Genomic DNA, 16304 nt, shown 5'->3' with positions numbered 1-16304 from the left:
GCGAATTCCCGCAGATTGATCATGACTTGATCACGACTTGATCACGACGCAGTACGCGCCCTAGTGGCTCGTCGCGGGGAGGGTGGCCAGGGCGGTGGCGACGGTGTCGGCGTAGAGCCGGCCGCCTTCGGGGCCGGGGTGGACGCCGTCGTCGCCGAGCAGGGTTTCGTGGCCGGTGATGGCCTTGTTCCAGTCGGCGATGGCGACGTTGTGGTTGCGTGCCGCCACCGTGCTGATGGCCCGGTTGACCGAATCCTGCCACGAACGCGGGACATGGCAGGTGACCAGGACGATCCGTTTGCCGGGGCCGATGGCGTCGATGGCGGCCTGAAGGTCCGGGACGCCGCCGGTGCCGTTGGCGCCGAGGCCGATGACCACCGCGTCCCCCAACTCCCCTTGCTTCTGAAGGGTGTTGATTTCCTGGGGAGCGGCGGTCAACTGGCGTCCGACCTCGGCGTCGACGTGGATGCCGGGGAACTTCGCCTTCAGGGCCGGGGCGGCGGCGTCCATGACCGAGTCGCCGATCGCGGACACCTTTCCCAGGGGCACGGTCTGCCGGGCGGTCGGGGTGCTGTTCGGTGTGTGGCTTGGAGGTGTCCCGGGCTGTGGTACCGGTGGCTGCTGTGCCTGGGTGTTGGCGGCAGCTGTGTCGGTCCGGTGCGACTCCGCCGCCAACCCGCAGCTCCCCACGAGCCCCACCGCTGCGGCGCAGCAGGCGGCGGTGCAGGTCAGCAGGATGTTCGTCGTCCGGTGGCGGGCCGCCGGGGTGAACCCCCTGCACAGTCGGTGGAGCGATCCCAGCAGTCCGTGGCGCCGGATGGGCTGTTCCAGCCAGCGGTACGACAGCGCCGCCAGGCCGACGGAGGCGACAGCGGCGGCGATCGCGTTCAGGGGTGCGTCGGCCGGGGTCATGCGGTCCGGGGTGGCCAGCGAGATGAGCGGCAGGTGCCACAGGTAGATGCCGTAGCTGCGCTTGCCGATCCAACGCAGCGGGGGCGCGCCCAGCAGGGTGGGCAGCGGTCCTTGGGGCTGTACCGCGCCGAACACTGCGACACCGGTCGCCACGGCGGCAAGGACGAAGCCGCCGGGGTAGAGGCGGTCCTGGTCGTGGGAGAGGGTGCACGCGAGCGCGGCGAGCAGGGCCAGCCCGCCGGCTCCGGCGATGGTCCCAGGGACGGACGGCCGGTGCGGTGGGAGCGTGGCGGAGGGCCGCAGCAGGGCCAGGGCGGCGCCGACCAGCAGGGGGAAGGCATGGGTGTCGGTGCCGAAGTAGACGCGGGAGGGGTCGTTGCCGGGCCGGTACAGCAGTCCCATCGCGGTGATCGAGGCGAGGGCGCACAGGAGCACGGCGGCCACCCGGACAGCGCGCCGGGGCACGAGGCGCAGCAGGACGAGCAGCAGCAGCGGCCAGAGCAGGTAGAACTGCTCCTCGACGCTGAGCGTCCACAGGTGCAGGAAGAGCGGCGGAGGTCCGAAGTTCGCGAAGTACGAGGCGTTGGTGGCTATCTGCCACCAGTTGTTGGTGAACGTCGCCACGGACGGCAGGCTGTCGATGCCGGAGGCCAGCCGGTGCGGGTGCCAGACGGTGGCCGCGGCGATCGCCGTCGGCACGAGCACGCCGAGTGCGGGCAGCAGGCGGCGGGCCCGGCGCAGCCAGAAGCCGCGCAGGTCGACGCGGCCGTGCCGGTGCCGCTCGGCAAGCAGCAGGTCGGTGATCAGGTAGCCGCTGAGTCCGAAGAAGACATCGACGCCGAGGAAGCCGCCGGGCAGCCAGTCCGGATCGACGTGGTAGACCACGACGGCGGTCACGGCCAGGGCACGCAGGCCGTCGAGGCCGAAGGCGTACGGGCGGGACGCGGCCGAGGCGTCCGAAGGCGGCAGCGGCGCGGTCCGTCGCCGGTGTGCGGTCGACCGGTAGGTGGTCGGCTGCGAGAAGTCGGTCATGGTCGTGCTCACTTCTCCCGCGCCGGTGCCGCGGTGTCGTTGCGTATCGCGCGCCACAGGGCGGCGGCCTCGGGCTGTTTGACGGCCAGGCGGTTGTGGTCGGGTGGGTAGGGGCCGACGGGCAGCGTCAGGAAGTCGGTGTCGGACGGTTTCAGCCCGGCCAGAGAGCGGGCCAGACCCAGCAGGTCGGAGACGGAGCTCAGGCCCTGGTCCGTGGTGATCGCGCGGGTGGCGGTATCGGCGACCTTGTAGAGCCGCACCGGGTCGGTGAGCAGGCCGGAGCTTGTCAACTGCCTGGCGAGTGCGGTCATGAACGCCTGCTGGAGTCTGATGCGCGCCAGGTCGCTGCCGTCGCCGACGCCGTGCCGGGTGCGGACCAGCCCCAGTGCCTGTTCGCCGTTGAGAAGGTGGCTTCCGGCGTCCAGATCCAGGTGGCTGTAGTGGTCGTGGATGGGTGAGTCCGTGGTGATCCGCACGCCGCCGACGGCGTCGACGAGCTCTTTGAAGCCGTTGAAGTCGACGCCGATGACGTGGTCGATGCGCACCTGGCCGAGCTGCTCGACCGTTTTGACCGAGCAGGCCGGTCCACCCGTCTCGAAGGCGGTGTTGACCATGACGGGGCCTTCGGCGCGTGCGGTGCCGCCCCCGGGCAGCGGGCAGGCGGGCCGGTTCACCATGGTGTCGCGCGGAATGCTGACGACCACGGCCCTGGTGCGGCCCCGGGCGAGGTGGACGAGCATCGCGGTGTCGGATCGGGCGCTGCCCTCGTCCGCGCCGTACCGCTGGTTGTGCCCGGCCCGTGAATCGGAGCCGAGCAGCAGGATGTTGAGGGCGCCCGCGACGGCACGCCGGGGACGTTCGGCACCGAGCGCGGCATCCAGGTCGGTCGTCGTGCGGTTGTGGTCGAGTCTGGCGTACAGCAGCCAGCCGCCGATGCCTGCGGCGGTCAGTGCGGCGGCGGCCGTCCAGGCCGCGAAGCGGATACGACGGCTGCCGGCCGTCGGCCGCTGCGGCGTCCGTATGCGGGCGAAGTCCATGGTGAAGCACCTGTGTGAGCCGGTGAGCCGGTGAGCCGGTGAGACGAATGCGCGAGCAAGTCGCAAGGACTCCGCCATGGTTGGCGGGGAAGGTCTCCAAGCCGCCGTCGCTGGGGTATCCGATCCCCACCGGCTCGGTGTCCGCCGTGTATCGAGGGTGTATCGGCGCTCGGCGGTGTCACCACCGGCGGTGTTCGGGTTGCCGCGGCGTCGCCGTCGGCCCGTGCTCCCGTACCCCTCAGCCGTGTTCCGGTAGTCGCAGTGTCGCCACCGCACCGCCGTCGGGCGCGTTGGAGAAGGCCAGGGCGGCGTCGATGACGCGGGCCTGGCCAAGGGCGATCGTCAGCCCCAGGCCGTGGCCGTGGCCGCGTTCCCGGGCGCCGGTGCGGAACCGCTGCGGTCCGTCGGCCAGCAGGCTTTCCGGAAAGCCGGCCCCCCGGTCCTGGACGACCACCACTGTCCGCTCGACGGTCACCGTGACCGGCGGCTGTCCGTGGCGGTGCGCGTTGGTCACCAGATTGGCCACGACGCGGTCCAGCCGTCGCGGATCGGTCTCGACCACCGCGTCCGCCACGACCCGCACTTGGGCGGCCAGCCCCGTGCGCCGTACACACTCTTCGACCAGTTCGCCCAGCGCGCACGGCACCAGATCGGCCCGCTCGACACCGGCGTCCAGCCGGGAGATCTCCAGCAGATCCTCGACCAGCGCGCTCAACACCCGTACCCGGTCCCGGACATAGTCGGCGGCCCGCCCCGGCGGCAGCAACTCCGCGGAGGTGACCAAACCCATCAACGGGGTGCGCAGCTCGTGCGCCACATCACCGGTGAACCGCTGCTCGGTGAGCAGCCGTTGCTGCAGTGCCTGCGCCATGGAGTCCACGGCGCCGGAAATCTCGGCGATCTCGTCTCCCGGACGCGTGGCCGCCTCGATACGGGCGTCAAGCTCACCGTCCGCGATCCGCCGCGCCGTGCCCGCCGCGTGCCGCAGCCGGTGCCCCAGCCGGTCAGCGCTGACTGCGCCCAACGGTACGGCGACAGCGACGGCCACCAGTCCGGCCAGCGCCATGCTGCCATCGAGCGCTTCGAGGTCGCTCACGTCCCGGCCCATGCCCACCTGTACCGACAGGACCCGGCCGCCCACCTGGCGCGCGGCCCACATCCCCGGCCCGTTCGGCCCGTCACCGAAGTCGGTGCCCTGATTGCCGCGGCGTGCCAGCTCCACGAGTTCCTTCGGTACCCGAGGCGAGTCAAGATGCGCGTCGGCAACCGGCTCGCCGGTGCTGGCGTAGGTGCGGGCCGCCGTGTTCAGCTGGTGCAGCGCGGCGTCACGGGCCCGGTCGACAGCCCGTGCGTACGTGGCCTGGTGCACCAGTACGCCGATCGCCACCGCCACCGCCACCACGGCGACCGCGACCAGCGCGGCGATCCTCCACCGCAGCGAATGCCGGCGCATCCGCAGGTCAGCGCCGCAGCTTGTAGCCGAAACCACGGACCGTCTCAATCCGCTCGGCGCCGATCTTCGTCCGCAGCCGCTGCACATGCAGATCGACCACGCGCCGGTCGCCGTCCCACGAGTAGTCCCATACGTTGCGCAACAGCGTCCGGCGTTCCAGCACGAGCCCTGGATTCGCGGCGAACTCCAACAGCAACCGCAACTCGGTCGGGGTCAGCGCCACCAGCCGCCCCGCGCGGCGCACCTCCATCGCACCGACATCGAACTCCACGTCACCGAAGGTGAGAACATCACGCTGCTGCGCGGACCCCGCCTGCTCGGCCGCCTCCGCACCGGGCGGGAAGCTCGCACGTCGCAACAGGGAGCGGATCCGAGCGAGCAGAACCGTGCTCTCGACAGGCTTGATCACATAGTCGTCGGCCCCCGCCTCCAACCCCGACACCACGTCCAGGGCATCCCCACGGGCCGACATCATCAAGATCGGCACCAGACTGGACTCGCGGACACGACGGCACAGGCCGATGCCGTCCAGCTCCGGCAGCATCACATCGAGCAGCAGCAGGTCCGGCCGCCGCTCGCGGAACGCCTCCAGGCCGGTGAGGCCGTCCCCGGCCACGGACACCGCGTAGCCGTACCGCTCCAGCATCAACCGCACGGTGTCACGGATCACCTCGTCGTCCTCGACAAGGAGCAGATGGGTCACGGGGTCCTCACAGCGCTGGGTGAATCGATGGGAACGGGCACCATGATCTTCCCGTTCCAGTGGTACCGAGTGACGTCCTGGTGGTCACCACTGCTCTTGATGACGAGGTCATGGCCGACGGTTCCCGCATCGACCACACCGTTTGCGGAATAGCTCAACACCTGCCGGACGGAGTTCCCCGAGGTGGCGACGTAGACGTGCAGGTCGGCGAACCCGTGATCGTCGATGACGAGCACCACAGCAGGTCGGCCGTCGCCGGTCAGATCCGGATATACGGGCGGGCGCAGCGGACACGATGATCCGGGGCAGTTCCGCAGCGATTTCCCCAGCTCCCCGCCTACATCCGGGTCTGCCGTGAGCAACGCCACAGGCGAGATCTTCTTCAGCCCACCGGGGGGAACGGTGATTCCCGGCAAGGGCGGACGAACGGGAGGGGTATACACGAACCCGTTGCCGGAACCGGGGGTGGGCGTGTAGCCCGGCCACAGCGGGGATGGACTCGCCGGCACGGACACCGAGGGGGCCGGTCCGGCGTTCCGCAGCCCCGCCGAGAACCCACAGCCCCCCAGCAGAGCCACCGCAAAGACAGCACCCACCAGCGCGGGCACAACTTTTCCTGCGCGTCGTCGACCCCCGCGCAACGGTGTCACACTCCAGCCCATAGGAGGCCAACGGTAACAACGCCGGTTCGGATCCATCTGATCCAGTCCCGCTGAACGCGGCGCTCAAGGCGCGCGGCGACTGGCCCCGCAGACTGGCGTAGGACCCGAGCCGAGGACCGCCACGTTGCCGTGCCGTGCGCCCGGACCAGGCAGGACAGAGTGCAGACGTTCCGCCGTGTACAGGTCGTGTATCAGCCGTCGATCAACGGACGAGACACAGGCGACGAACCGCCGAGAAGTTCCCCGCATAGCTTCTGCAGCGCCACCCGATGACCAGCGACATCAACGGAGCCAAGAAGCCATGAGCCGAGCCTCGACGACCAGCACCCTCCGCAGGGGAGCGGCCACCGCGGCCGACGTCGCCAGTACCCCCGCGCTCGGGCTGGTGGGCCCCGCGTCCGGTCACGACACCCCAGTGCCGCTCGGCCCGCGCGCGTTGGAGGGCGAGGTGGTGCAGCCCGTGTTCGTCGACGCCTCGGGACGGCGCCGGCGTCGCGTGCGGCGGGCCGCCGGGCTGCTGATGCTCCCCGCGGGCGGCTACCTGGCCCTGCTGGTCAGCACGGTGCTGAGCGGCCCCGCGCTCGCCACCGCGTCCGTGCCGCCGTCCGGCCCGGCGCCCCGTCCCACGGCGTCCGCGCCGGACACCTCCCCCGGACCCGCCCACGCGACCGGCGGCCCCACCGGGGCGAAGACCGCCGCCCGCTCCGCCACCGCCGCAGACCGGTCCCGCACCGCCCCGACGTGACCCCGAAAGCCCCTCCGTGACCACCCCCCATCGACACAAAGACTCCCGCCGCCACGGCCGCACCCGCCAGATCACACCGCGCACCCACTGGCTGCTACTGAGCGTGTTCGCGGTGACGCTGTCGGCGGCCCTGCTGCTTCAGGGTTACACCCACCACATGTTCGGCATCACGCCGGACGAGGTGAACAGCGCCCAAGGCCCGAGCGACGCGGTGCCCGCCCACGTGGCGCACGGCGGTCCGGTGATCGCGAACGCCCACACCTCCCCGCACACCGCGCGAGTCAAGCCCCGCACCTTCGCGCTGACCTTCGACGACGGCCCGGACCCGACCTGGACGCCGCGGATCCTCGACGTACTGCGCCGCAACCACGTGCACGCGACCTTCTTCCTGGTCGGCACCCAGGTGATCAACCACCCGGAGCTGGTCCGCCGGATCGTCGCCGAGGGCCACCAGATCGGCATCCACGGCTTCACCCACCCCGACCTCGGCAAGCTCGCCCCCCGGCAGCGTTCCCTGGAGCTGCGCGAGTCCCAGCTGGCCGTGGTCGGCGCGGCGGGCGTCACCACCTCACCGCTGCGTCCGCCGTACTCCTCCCAGAACCGCGCGGTGGACAACACCGGCTGGACCGTGCTGAAGCAGACGGCCAAAGCCGGGTACACCACGGTCCTCACCACCCAGGACACCGAGGACTGGCAGCGACCCGGCGTGTCCCGCATCATCGCCAACGCCACACCCCGCGGCGACCGGGGACAGATCCTGCTGATGCACGACGCCGGCGGCGACCGATCGCAGACAGTCGCCGCGCTCGGCACCCTGCTGCCCCAACTCAAGGCCGGTGGCCACCGGTTCGCGACGGTCAGCGACGCGGTCGGCATGGCCGAACCCGTACACGCCGCAGGGATCGGCGACCGCGTGCAGGGGACGGCGCTGGTGTGGGCGCTCCGGGGCGGTGACTGGGCCGTGTGGCTGCTGGGCGTCCTGATGTACGCGGCCGGGGCGGCCAGCGTGCTGCGCGCGATCGTCGTTCTGGCCGCGGCCCGTCGGCACCGGCGGCTGCGGAACCGGCGCCGGGGCAGGCCGTGGGGGCAGGCGGTGACGGAACCGGTCAGCATCATCGTCCCCGCCTACAACGAGAGCGCGGGCATCGGGGCCGCCGTGCGCTCCCTGCTCGCCTCGGACCATCCGGTCGAAGTCATCGTGGTCGACGACGGCTCCACCGACGGCACCGCGGACCTGGTGGAATCCCTGGGCCTGCCGGTACGCGTGATCCGCCAGCAGAACGCGGGAAAGCCCGCCGCACTCAACACCGGACTGACCGCCGCCTCCTACGAGTTGGTGGTCATGGTCGACGGCGACACGGTCTTCGAACCCACCACCGTCCAAACGATCGTGCAGCCCTTCGCCGACCCCGGCGTCGGCGCCGTCTCAGGCAACGCGAAGGTCGTCAACCGCGGCGGCCTGCTGGGGCGTTGGCAGCACATCGAATACGTGGTCGGCTTCAACCTCGACCGCCGCCTGTTCGACCTCGCCCAGTGCATGCCGACCGTGCCGGGCGCGATCGGCGCGTTCCGCCGCCGAGCGCTGCTGGAACTCGGCGGCGTCAGCGAGGCCACCCTCGCCGAGGACACCGACCTCACCATGGCCCTGTGCCGGGCCGGCTGGCGCGTGGTCTACGAGGAACACGCGCGGGCCTGGACGGAGGCCCCCGCCTCACTGAACGCCCTGTGGCGCCAGCGCTACCGCTGGTGCTACGGCACCCTCCAGGCGATGTGGAAGCACCGCGGCGCGCTGGTGCAGCGCGGCGCGGCAGGCAAACTGGGCCGCCGCGGCCTGCTCTACCTGCTGCTCTTCCAGGTACTGATGCCGCTGCTCGCGCCCGCCGTGGACATCTTCGCCCTCTACGGCTTGGTCTTCCTCGACCCGGTCCGGATCGTCGGCCTGTGGCTGGCCTTCGTGCTGCTGCAACTGCTGATGGGCCGGTACGCGTTCCGTCTGGACGGTGAACGGCCCGGACCGCTGTGGAGCCTGCAGCTCCAGCAGTTCGTCTACCGGCAGCTGATGTATCTGGTCGTCATCCAGTCGCTGTTCACCGCCGTCGCGGGCTCCCGGCTGCGCTGGCAGCGCATGGAGCGGTACGGAAGCCTGCGGGCCGCCGCGGCCACCGAACCGGCCACCGCCCCCGCCATGCCCGCCGCCGACACGACGTAGGCCCCGGCGCCGGGGCCCACCGCACACCGACGGCCCGCTGAACCGAACCGGACGGCCGCCACGTCAACGACACCACCCGACACCACCCGACGCCACGTGCGTTCCGGCGAGCACGACGGTCGCGGTGAGCAGGCGCAGGGCGGTGGTGCCGCCCGTGGGGTGCTCGATGTCGGCTTCGATTACCTCGCCGCCGACCTGGGACCTGGTCGGCGACTGCCTCGCCGGCACCGGCCTGGTGATGGGCGTCTGACCTGCCTCACGAACTCAAAAGCTCAGCCGGATCTTTGGTGCCGTAAATGCCCAGCGCTGTGACCGGCCTATGGTCAATGTCCTGCCTTAAATAGTCTGGTTCGGGCTGCGCTTGGGTCTGTCGGGTTCCGTACGTTTCTGTCGCACCAGTTCGGACGGCGCCCGTTCCAGTGCGTCTTGCCGGTGTCCGGTGACCGCTGCGAGCCGGTCGGCCTGTGGGCGTTCGTCGTTTCCGGAGTCCGGCGGGCCAACGAGCCTTGTGCGTGGGTGGCCAAGTTTTCGTACTGTGTCGTGCTTCTGTCAACGGATGTGGAGCCGACCCCTGTTCGGCCCCGAGGCGGGGTCGATCCGGTGTGGGTCGGTTGCTTCCCGGTGCGACTGGAAAATTCACCTCACCCGAACCTCTTGACGGCCAGGCTGCCCACCTGGAACCTTCTGAAAAAATCTGAGTGGAAAAGCAATGTACCAAGCAGCTTCACTCATCCACGGGGGGTAAATCGGGAGGAAGGGGAGGCAAGGATGAGACGACGCCGCTGGATCACCGGGCTGTGCACCGCGGTGGTGCTGGCCGGGTTAGGGGGAACCGGAACGACCGCCCTGGCCGGAACGACCGCCGGCCGGGCGCCCGCAGACAGCGGTGCCGCCAACACCGACACCCCCATCGGGCAGAAACCGATGATGGGCTTCAACAACTGGGCGCGGTTCACGTGCGCGGCGCAGGCCCGGCTGGACGGGACCCGTGCCGGCTACTCGTTCCAGAACTTCATGGAGGACCAGGCCAAGGCGATGAAGGCCACCGGTCTGGTCGCCGCCGGGTACAAGAACCTGACCGTGGACGACTGCTGGATGCAGCGCACCTCGGCCGGATACCTGCACGGCGCCGCGCACTGGGGCGGCAGCAGTCAGCCCGGCTTCGACTGGGAACTCACCGGCTACGCGGACCGCCTGCACGCCCTCGGCATGGAGGCCGGGCTCTACAGCACCTCAGGTGAGAAGACCTGCCAGGGCGTGCCCGGCGGCGTCAAGGGCCACGAGGACAACGACGCCCGCTCGCTCGCGTACTGGGGCATCGACTCGCTCAAGCTGGACAACTGCGGTACGACGTGGAGCGACCGGCAGCAGATCTTCACCACCATGGCCAAGGCGCTGAACACCGCCACCGCCGGCAAGGACCGCAAGATCCTCTTCAACGAGTCGGCGCCGGCGGCCGCTTCGGGCGCCGAGTCGGTCAAGTACAAGACCATGGACTGGGTGCGCGGGCTCGGGCAGATGTGGCGGGTCAGCCCGGACATCACGGTGTGGCCCAAGGCCGCCTGGAACGACCCGAGCGCCGAGTCGGCCTACCAGGGCGGCGTCTATCAGAACTTCACCGACACCGTGGCGCTGGCCCGGTACAACGGCGTCGGCAACCACAACGACGCCGACATGCTGCTGATCGGCGACAACAACCAGCTCACGCTGCCCGAGCAACGTAGCCAGTTCGCGCTGTGGTCGGCCATGGGCTCGCCGCTGATGATCAGCACCGACGTACGGAAGATGGCGGCGCACCCGGAGGACTACCAGGAGCAGCTCGCCATCCTCAAGAACAAGGACATCATCGCCGTCGACCAGGATCCGCTGGGTGCCGGCGGCTACCTCGCCTCCCGCGACAACGCCTCCGCCACGGCCGGGATCGACGTCGTGGTCAAGCCGCTCGCCGACGGCAGCCGCGCGGTGACCGTCCTCAACAAGAACTCCTCGTTGGTGCACTACAAACTGGACCTGGCCCGGATCGGCTTCGGCAACCTCGGCTGCACCCGCACCGCCCGCAACCTGTGGACCCACCAGGACTCCCGGGTCACCGACTCGATCAGCACCACGATCGGCGGCCACGACAACGCCATGTTCACGGTGGCGCCCGGCAGTTGCGGCGGGGCGGCGGACGCGGTCGGGCAGATCCAGTCCGCACAGAGCAACTTCCAGAAGACACCGTTCTGCCTGGACGCGTACCACGGCGCGACGAAGGGCGCCGAGGTCGCCCTGTGGGACTGTACCGGCGGCGCCAACCAGCAGTGGCGGCTGCACGGCAACGGGCTGATCTCCAGCCTCCAGGGCGACGGCCTGTGCGTGACGGGCGACCCGACCGGTCTGCGGCTGGCGGCCTGCGACGACAGCGACCCGCACCAACGCTGGACCTACCACCGCTCCGGCGAACTCCGGCAGGCCACGGGTGCGTGCGTGGACATCAACGGCGGTGCGCTGGACGACCGTTCGGCCAAGGTGGCCACCTACCAGTGCGGCACGTACCAGCCCAACCAGACCTGGAGCGCCCCCTTCACCACCCCACCTGCCGCCTGAGCCGCGGTCCCTGGCGTCGTACGCACGACGCCGACGCCGGGACGGCGCCCCGTCACCACCGCACGGCCGTGACGGGGCGCCGCATTGCGTAAGGGAGCGCCTGCCACGGAGCCTCCCAGCTGGGCACTCACCCCGCGGGAAGCCGTGCCCACGAATGGCGGCGGCGGGGGTGCGGAAGTGGCCGGGCAATCGTCAAGAGTTGTGGATGAGATGAGTTCTTTGACCACGATCGCTGACCAGACCTACTGAGGAGGTCGTCGGCAGGGAGGCTGCCGTCGACGGTCAGGTCGCAGTCGTCCCGGAAGGGTTCGACGTCCCGGTCGTGGGCGGCGCGGCGGTGGTTGAGGTAGTTCGGGAAGCTGTGGGGTGTTGGGCGAAGCTACGGAGGCTGGGCAGTTCAGCGGTGGAGGCGGCCGCTTCGATCCAGGTCGGCAACTGGTCACCCTGGAGGTGAGCGACCATGTGCCCGAAGGAGCGCACGTGCTCGGCAAGTGCCGTCGGCTCGGGGAATTGGCCAGGACGGCTTTGAGCCGGAGCCGGTCGTCTTCGGGTGGGGCGTCGGGGTGGGTGAGGATCCAGCGCGTAACGGCCCGGGCTGACGGCGGGCGGAGGCCGACCGGTTGGGGTTGGCGGCGAAGCGTTCTGCTGACGGTCGGCGACCTGGAGGGCCTGCGGGGTGCCGCGGGTGGCACCTTCGGCGAAGAATGGAGCCCGGTCATGGCAGACGATCTCGATGCCGGGCCGCTCGGCGAGCCAGGCCGCGAGCGTGTGCGCCTCCCGATCGGGAAGGAGGTCGACCGGGCGACGTGTCTCGACGTCGACGAGCACGGTTCCGTGGACACGGCTCTTGCGCTGGGCGTACTCGTCCACGCCGACCACGCGGGGTACTGCGGTGGTGGGGTCCGGAAGCGAGGCGATCAGCCTCAACAGGGTGTTCCGGCTGACCGGAAGCTTGAGGGTGTCCGTCATCCGGGCGCCGGCCCGGCCCGCGAGCGCAAGACCGACCGGCACCAGCGTCGACCGCAGCCGCTCGGTCCGTCGCCCGAACCTGCGGGTGAGACCGGGTACTTGCTCGGCGAAGGTCATGTGCTCGCGGGATTCCTCCTCGCAGACGAACCTCCGCACCCGCAACGACACCACGACGAACTTGCCCGCCGTCGGCAGATCACGAGGAAATCGCAGGTAGGAGCCGTGTATTCGCCCCGACCAGCACCCGCACCCCGGACAGGCCGCCCGCCCTGCGGTCGTACGGGCCTCGACCCGGACGACCGTGTCGATCACCTCGACCGATTCCATCAACACGCCCTCGACCGAGGAGAACAGCGGCTCGTTCAACCGCGGCAGCACTTCGTTCACGGCGAAGGATTGTCGACCACACCACCATCGAGCCAGGCGATTTTCGGGCGAACTTCAGCCGTCGTAGGAGGTCAGTGCGCGCATGACCGGCTGGCCGCGCATGAACCTGGCTCCCCTCATCGGCTCCCCTCATCGGGCCCCTTGGAACCGATCGTCTAGGCTGGCGCGGTGACTGATGAGCGGGAGCGGGTGCAGCCGTCGGGAGTGTGGGCCACGGCGGTGGGTGTGGCCAGGGTGCGGGCGTTGGAGACCGAGCGGGAGAACGCGCTGTTCCGCGACCCACTGGCACAGGCCTTCGCCGCCGCCGGCGGCCTGTGGCCCTCCTCGCCGCCGCTGCCCGATGACGAGGCCGCGCGACGCCGCCGACTGGCCGTGTCGTTCTCCATCGTCATCAGGACGAAGTTCCTCGACGACCTGTTGCGGCAGGCCTCCGCGTCCGGGGTCCGGCAGATCGTGCTGCTCGGCGCCGGCATGGACAGCCGGGCCTTCCGGATGGACTGGCCCGAGGGCACCCGCCTGTTCGAGGTCGACACCGCCGCGCCACTGGACTTCAAGGCTTCGGTGCTGCGCCAGGAGCGGGCCGTCCCACGCTGCGAGCGGATCACCGTCGCGGTGGATCTGCGCGAGGACTGGCCAGGCGCGCTGGCCGCCGCAGGGCACGACCCGGCCGTGCCGACCGCGTGGATCGCCGAAGGACTGCTGATCTATCTGCCCGAGGACGCGGTGGAGCTGCTGCTGGCCCGGATCAGCGCGCAGTCGGCGCCAGGCAGTCGGATGGGGCTGACGTTGGGCTCGCGCGGCGTGATCGAGCGCTTCGGCGCGGACGCCGTGCCGGGGTCGGCGGCGTCCATGTGGGTCTCGGAGGTGCCCGACGACCCGGTGGACTGGTTGGCCGGGCACGGCTGGGAGGCCGACTGCCACACCCTGCGCGAGCGCGCTGCCGCCTACGGCCGTCCCATCAGCACCCCGCCGCAGCGCGAGGAGCGGCCCGGCGGACTGATCTCGGCGGTCCGCCGGTAGAGCGCGGACCGGTTGGGATGCTGCCCGTCATGCCATCGTCGACTCAGGTCGCACCGCCGGGCTTCCGCTACCCATCGGCTGGTGTCGGCCGTGGACGTCTCGCCGTGGCTGCTGCCGGACGCCAACACCTGTGCCGACCGGGCCTTTTCCACACGTTCGGCCAAGGCGAGGGCAACCACCGGAAGCGTGGACCTGGTGTCTGGGGCCATGGTGGTCGACTCCGGCGGAAGTCCGCCAGGGCGTACGGGTCGGGTTCCCGGCCGACGACATCGAGGAGGACGAAGCCGCCGACCTCTGCACCACGCTGATCGAGCGGATCCCCGAGGCCCCCGACAACGGCGGCCCCGCATGGTGTGGATGGCCCGTGACGAGGCGACCAAGGGCGTCTCCCGGAACCGCGGACCCCTGATCGACCGCGGCGCCCGCTGACAACCGGAGCGCTCCCGGGCTCGGCTGCGCTCCAGGCGCGACACTCAGATGGCGGCCTCGTTTCCGGAGATTGGTTTCCGGAGATTGTGACCGGGACCGCGCAGCTGCCGGATGAGACCGCACTGGACGGCGAACTGGTCGTCTGGGACGTCGCGGGGCGGCTGTCCGTCGAGCGGCTGCAGCACCGGCTTGCCGGGCGCGGCGCCGGGGCGACCCGGGCGGCGCGGGAGTGGTCGGCCCACTTCGTCGCGTTCGATCTGCTGCGGCTGTCTGGGATAGACACGACCGGGTGGCCGTACCGGCGGCGCGGGCCCGCGCTGGAATCGGTGTTCGCCGCGCGCCGACTGGCTGGGACGAGGGTCTGCTGTGTGTCGCCATGGCCGTGCAGAACCTTCTGCTGGCGGCGCACGCCCTGGGTTTGGGGGGCTGCCCGGTCGCGAGCTTCCGCAAGGAGTCCGTCAGTGCTCTCCTCGGGCTCCCCCAGCATTTGGAGCCGGTACTGCTGGTACCTGTCGGACACCCTGCTCGCGCCCCCGAGCCTTCCTGCCGTCGCGATACGAACGAGGTGATCTGCCATGACGCGTGGAACCGGTGAACTGCGACGGACGGGTGAGGAGTTGCTTCTGCTCGCGACGTTCCTGCTCAGTAGCGGACGCGGTCTGCCGGACGAGCCCCCGTCTTATGGGCCGTTGCGCCGCCTGAACGCGGCACGCAGATCTCTCGCCCTGGCCACTGCGGCCGGCATCACCAACCAGGGCTTGGAGTACGTGCGGGCGGAGCTGGAGGACTTCACGTGCGGCGCGATGAAGGACCGGGACCTGAAGGGGTTTCTCGACTCGCTGTGCGCGCGCCTGGCACGCTTGCTGCAGGAGGAAGGGCTGATCGCCCGTGACTGAACTGGACCACACCGAGTCTGCGGACATCCCTCACGACACAGGCGGGGAGTTGGTCGAGGTCGAGACGTTCAGTCCCGCCTGCCGATGGGTGCTGGAACGCGGCGAGCACGCTCTGATCCCTGTCAGTACCGGAAACAGCTACTTCACCCAGCGGACTCTGGCAGCGTTGCTGGAGTGGGCCGCGTGCATGTTCGACCTAGTCGACGTCGTCTACACCGACTTGCACTTGGCCGACATGCACGCGGCTGGCGGGTGTACGCCCGAGCATGCACCGTCGCGCGGGCGAAAAGAGCGGTTCGCGATGTCCGTCGGCGCATCAGGCGGGCCCTGGAGCAACTGCCGTCCACCGAGTCCGTCCAGGTCCGTGCGCTGTCCGAGTGCGCCACTCTGCCCGGCTACCAGGCTGTCTTCGGGTACCGGAACGTGCGATTTGGTCCGTTTTGCCCACTGAAGAGTTCGCCGGGGAACCAGGCCAGCTTGTGCAGCGATCGGCCCCGCGTCGACACCGTCGGACCGACGGGTGCCCACTAGTGTCCTGAGTCGGGGATTCGTTTGCAGTATGCGGCGACTTGCTCGAGGATCTCGTCGGCGGTCTTGGTCCAGGTGAACGGTCGTTGGTTGTCGTTCCAGTCGGCCAGCCAGGTACGGATGTCGCGTTCGAGGGCCTGGACGGAGCGGTGGACGCTGCGTCGCAGTTTCTTGCTGGTCAGCTCCCCGAACCACCGTTCCACCAGGTTCAACCACGATGATCCGGTGGGGGTGAAGTGCAGATGGAAGCGGGGATGGGCCAGCAGCCACTTCTTGATCGCCGGTGTCTTGTGGGTGGCGTAGTTGTCCAGGATCAAGTGCACCGCGAGCTTGGCGGGAACCTCCTTGTCGAGCTTGATCAGGAACTTCTTGAACTCGGCGGCACGGTGCCGGCGGTGGAGTGATCCGATCACCTTGCCGGTGGCCACCTCCAAGGCGGCGAACAAGGTGGTGGTGCCGGCGCGGACGTAGTCGTGACTGCGGCGTTCAGGTACCCCGGGCATCATCGGCAAGACGGGCTGAGACCGGTCCAGTGCCTGGATCTGCGACTTCTCATCCACGCACAGCACCAGAGCCGTCTCCGGCGGGTCGAGATAGAGGCCGACGACGTCGCGGACCTTGTCGATGAACAGCGGGTCGGTGGACAGCTTGAAGGTCTGTGATCGGTGCGGGGCCAGGGCGAACGCCCGCCAGATCCGCGAGACGGCCGACTGCGACATCCCCGTCGCCGCGGCCA

At 70.1% G+C, this 16304-nt stretch carries 14 protein-coding genes and 1 pseudogene; 8 read left to right on the top strand and 7 right to left on the bottom strand.

What is annotated here, in order from left to right; translation table 11 throughout:
• Window positions 1–60 precede the first annotated feature (60 nt).
• The 5 genes from RZ84_RS01030 to RZ84_RS38670 all read right to left on the bottom strand — a co-directional run bounded on the left by RZ84_RS01030 (window position 61) and on the right by RZ84_RS38670 (window position 5745).
• A complete protein-coding gene (locus tag RZ84_RS01030) occupies window positions 61–1956 on the bottom strand; it encodes an acyltransferase family protein (RefSeq protein ID WP_157878730.1) in 1896 nt (631 codons plus the stop codon).
• Window positions 1953–2981 (bottom strand): LCP family protein, encoded by a 1029-nt coding sequence (locus tag RZ84_RS01025; RefSeq protein WP_052229660.1) that lies wholly within the window; start codon window positions 2979–2981, stop codon window positions 1953–1955. The genes RZ84_RS01030 and RZ84_RS01025 overlap by 4 nt, the downstream gene beginning before the upstream one ends.
• A gap of 238 nt (window positions 2982–3219) precedes the next feature.
• Window positions 3220–4434: a sensor histidine kinase gene (locus tag RZ84_RS01020; RefSeq protein WP_043262723.1), complete on the bottom strand. Its 1215-nt coding sequence runs from the start codon at window positions 4432–4434 to the stop codon at window positions 3220–3222.
• 7 nt (window positions 4435–4441) lie between these two features.
• Entirely contained in the window at window positions 4442–5137 is a 696-nt protein-coding gene (gene cseB, locus RZ84_RS01015) for a two-component system response regulator CseB (protein ID WP_052229659.1), read from the bottom strand.
• Complete coding sequence (locus RZ84_RS38670; protein ID WP_157878729.1) at window positions 5134–5745, bottom strand: hypothetical protein; 612 nt, start codon at window positions 5743–5745, stop codon at window positions 5134–5136. The genes cseB and RZ84_RS38670 overlap by 4 nt, the downstream gene beginning before the upstream one ends.
• Before the next feature lie 355 nt (window positions 5746–6100).
• Here RZ84_RS38670 and RZ84_RS01010 point away from each other — a divergent pair, with 355 nt between their 5' ends.
• From RZ84_RS01010 to RZ84_RS01000, 4 genes are all read left to right on the top strand, one after another.
• Window positions 6101–6544, top strand: coding sequence for a hypothetical protein (locus tag RZ84_RS01010; protein ID WP_043262722.1), 444 nt, complete (start codon window positions 6101–6103; stop codon window positions 6542–6544).
• Window positions 6545–6560: 16 nt separating this feature from the next.
• On the top strand, window positions 6561–8753 hold the full coding sequence (locus RZ84_RS01005; protein ID WP_078893472.1) for a bifunctional polysaccharide deacetylase/glycosyltransferase family 2 protein: 2193 nt from the start codon (window positions 6561–6563) through the stop codon (window positions 8751–8753).
• 124 nt (window positions 8754–8877) lie between these two features.
• Window positions 8878–9003, top strand: coding sequence for a hypothetical protein (locus RZ84_RS42200; protein ID WP_277816859.1), 126 nt, complete (start codon window positions 8878–8880; stop codon window positions 9001–9003).
• A 518-nt stretch (window positions 9004–9521) separates the two neighbouring features.
• Window positions 9522–11339, top strand: coding sequence for a ricin-type beta-trefoil lectin domain protein (locus RZ84_RS01000; RefSeq protein ID WP_043262721.1), 1818 nt, complete (start codon window positions 9522–9524; stop codon window positions 11337–11339).
• 282 nt (window positions 11340–11621) lie between these two features.
• Here RZ84_RS01000 and RZ84_RS35885 read toward each other — a convergent pair whose 3' ends face one another.
• Window positions 11622–12695: an ISL3 family transposase gene (locus RZ84_RS35885; protein WP_157878728.1), complete on the bottom strand. Its 1074-nt coding sequence runs from the start codon at window positions 12693–12695 to the stop codon at window positions 11622–11624.
• 204 nt (window positions 12696–12899) lie between these two features.
• Here RZ84_RS35885 and RZ84_RS00990 point away from each other — a divergent pair, with 204 nt between their 5' ends.
• The 4 genes and pseudogenes from RZ84_RS00990 (at window position 12900) to RZ84_RS00980 (ending at window position 15040) form a co-directional block, all read left to right on the top strand.
• A complete protein-coding gene (locus tag RZ84_RS00990) occupies window positions 12900–13715 on the top strand; it encodes a class I SAM-dependent methyltransferase (RefSeq protein ID WP_043262720.1) in 816 nt (271 codons plus the stop codon).
• 515 nt (window positions 13716–14230) lie between these two features.
• Window positions 14231–14419: pseudogene (locus RZ84_RS40340) on the top strand (ATP-dependent DNA ligase); the annotation flags it as partial.
• Between the two features lie 101 nt (window positions 14420–14520).
• Complete coding sequence (locus RZ84_RS40335) at window positions 14521–14739, top strand: nitroreductase family protein (protein ID WP_241777995.1); 219 nt, start codon at window positions 14521–14523, stop codon at window positions 14737–14739.
• Window positions 14720–15040 carry a DUF6092 family protein gene (locus tag RZ84_RS00980; protein WP_043262719.1) on the top strand — a complete coding sequence of 107 codons (321 nt, stop codon included), beginning with the start codon at window positions 14720–14722 and terminating at the stop codon, window positions 15038–15040. Before RZ84_RS40335 ends, RZ84_RS00980 begins: the two co-directional genes overlap by 20 nt.
• Before the next feature lie 527 nt (window positions 15041–15567).
• Here RZ84_RS00980 and RZ84_RS00975 read toward each other — a convergent pair.
• Window positions 15568–16304 (bottom strand): IS630 family transposase (locus RZ84_RS00975; RefSeq protein WP_063772645.1); only part of this gene is annotated, 737 nt, incomplete at its 5' end.

The organism is Streptomyces sp. CT34 (genome assembly GCF_000805335.1).
Lineage (GTDB): Bacteria > Actinomycetota > Actinomycetes > Streptomycetales > Streptomycetaceae > Streptomyces.
This window is presented reverse-complemented; position numbering and strand designations above follow the sequence as displayed.

Excerpts from the sequence above, each read along its gene's own strand:
- RZ84_RS00980 (WP_043262719.1), top strand. The coding sequence starts at position 14,720 with ATGACGCGTGGAACCGGTGAACTGCGACGGACGGGTGAGGAGTTGCTT.
- RZ84_RS01010 (WP_043262722.1), top strand. The coding sequence starts at position 6,101 with ATGAGCCGAGCCTCGACGACCAGCACCCTCCGCAGGGGAGCGGCCACC.
- RZ84_RS01000 (WP_043262721.1), top strand. The coding sequence starts at position 9,522 with ATGAGACGACGCCGCTGGATCACCGGGCTGTGCACCGCGGTGGTGCTG.
- RZ84_RS01025 (WP_052229660.1), bottom strand. The coding sequence starts at position 2,981 with ATGGACTTCGCCCGCATACGGACGCCGCAGCGGCCGACGGCCGGCAGC.
- RZ84_RS01020 (WP_043262723.1), bottom strand. The coding sequence starts at position 4,434 with ATGCGCCGGCATTCGCTGCGGTGGAGGATCGCCGCGCTGGTCGCGGTC.
- RZ84_RS40335 (WP_241777995.1), top strand. The coding sequence starts at position 14,521 with ATGGCCGTGCAGAACCTTCTGCTGGCGGCGCACGCCCTGGGTTTGGGG.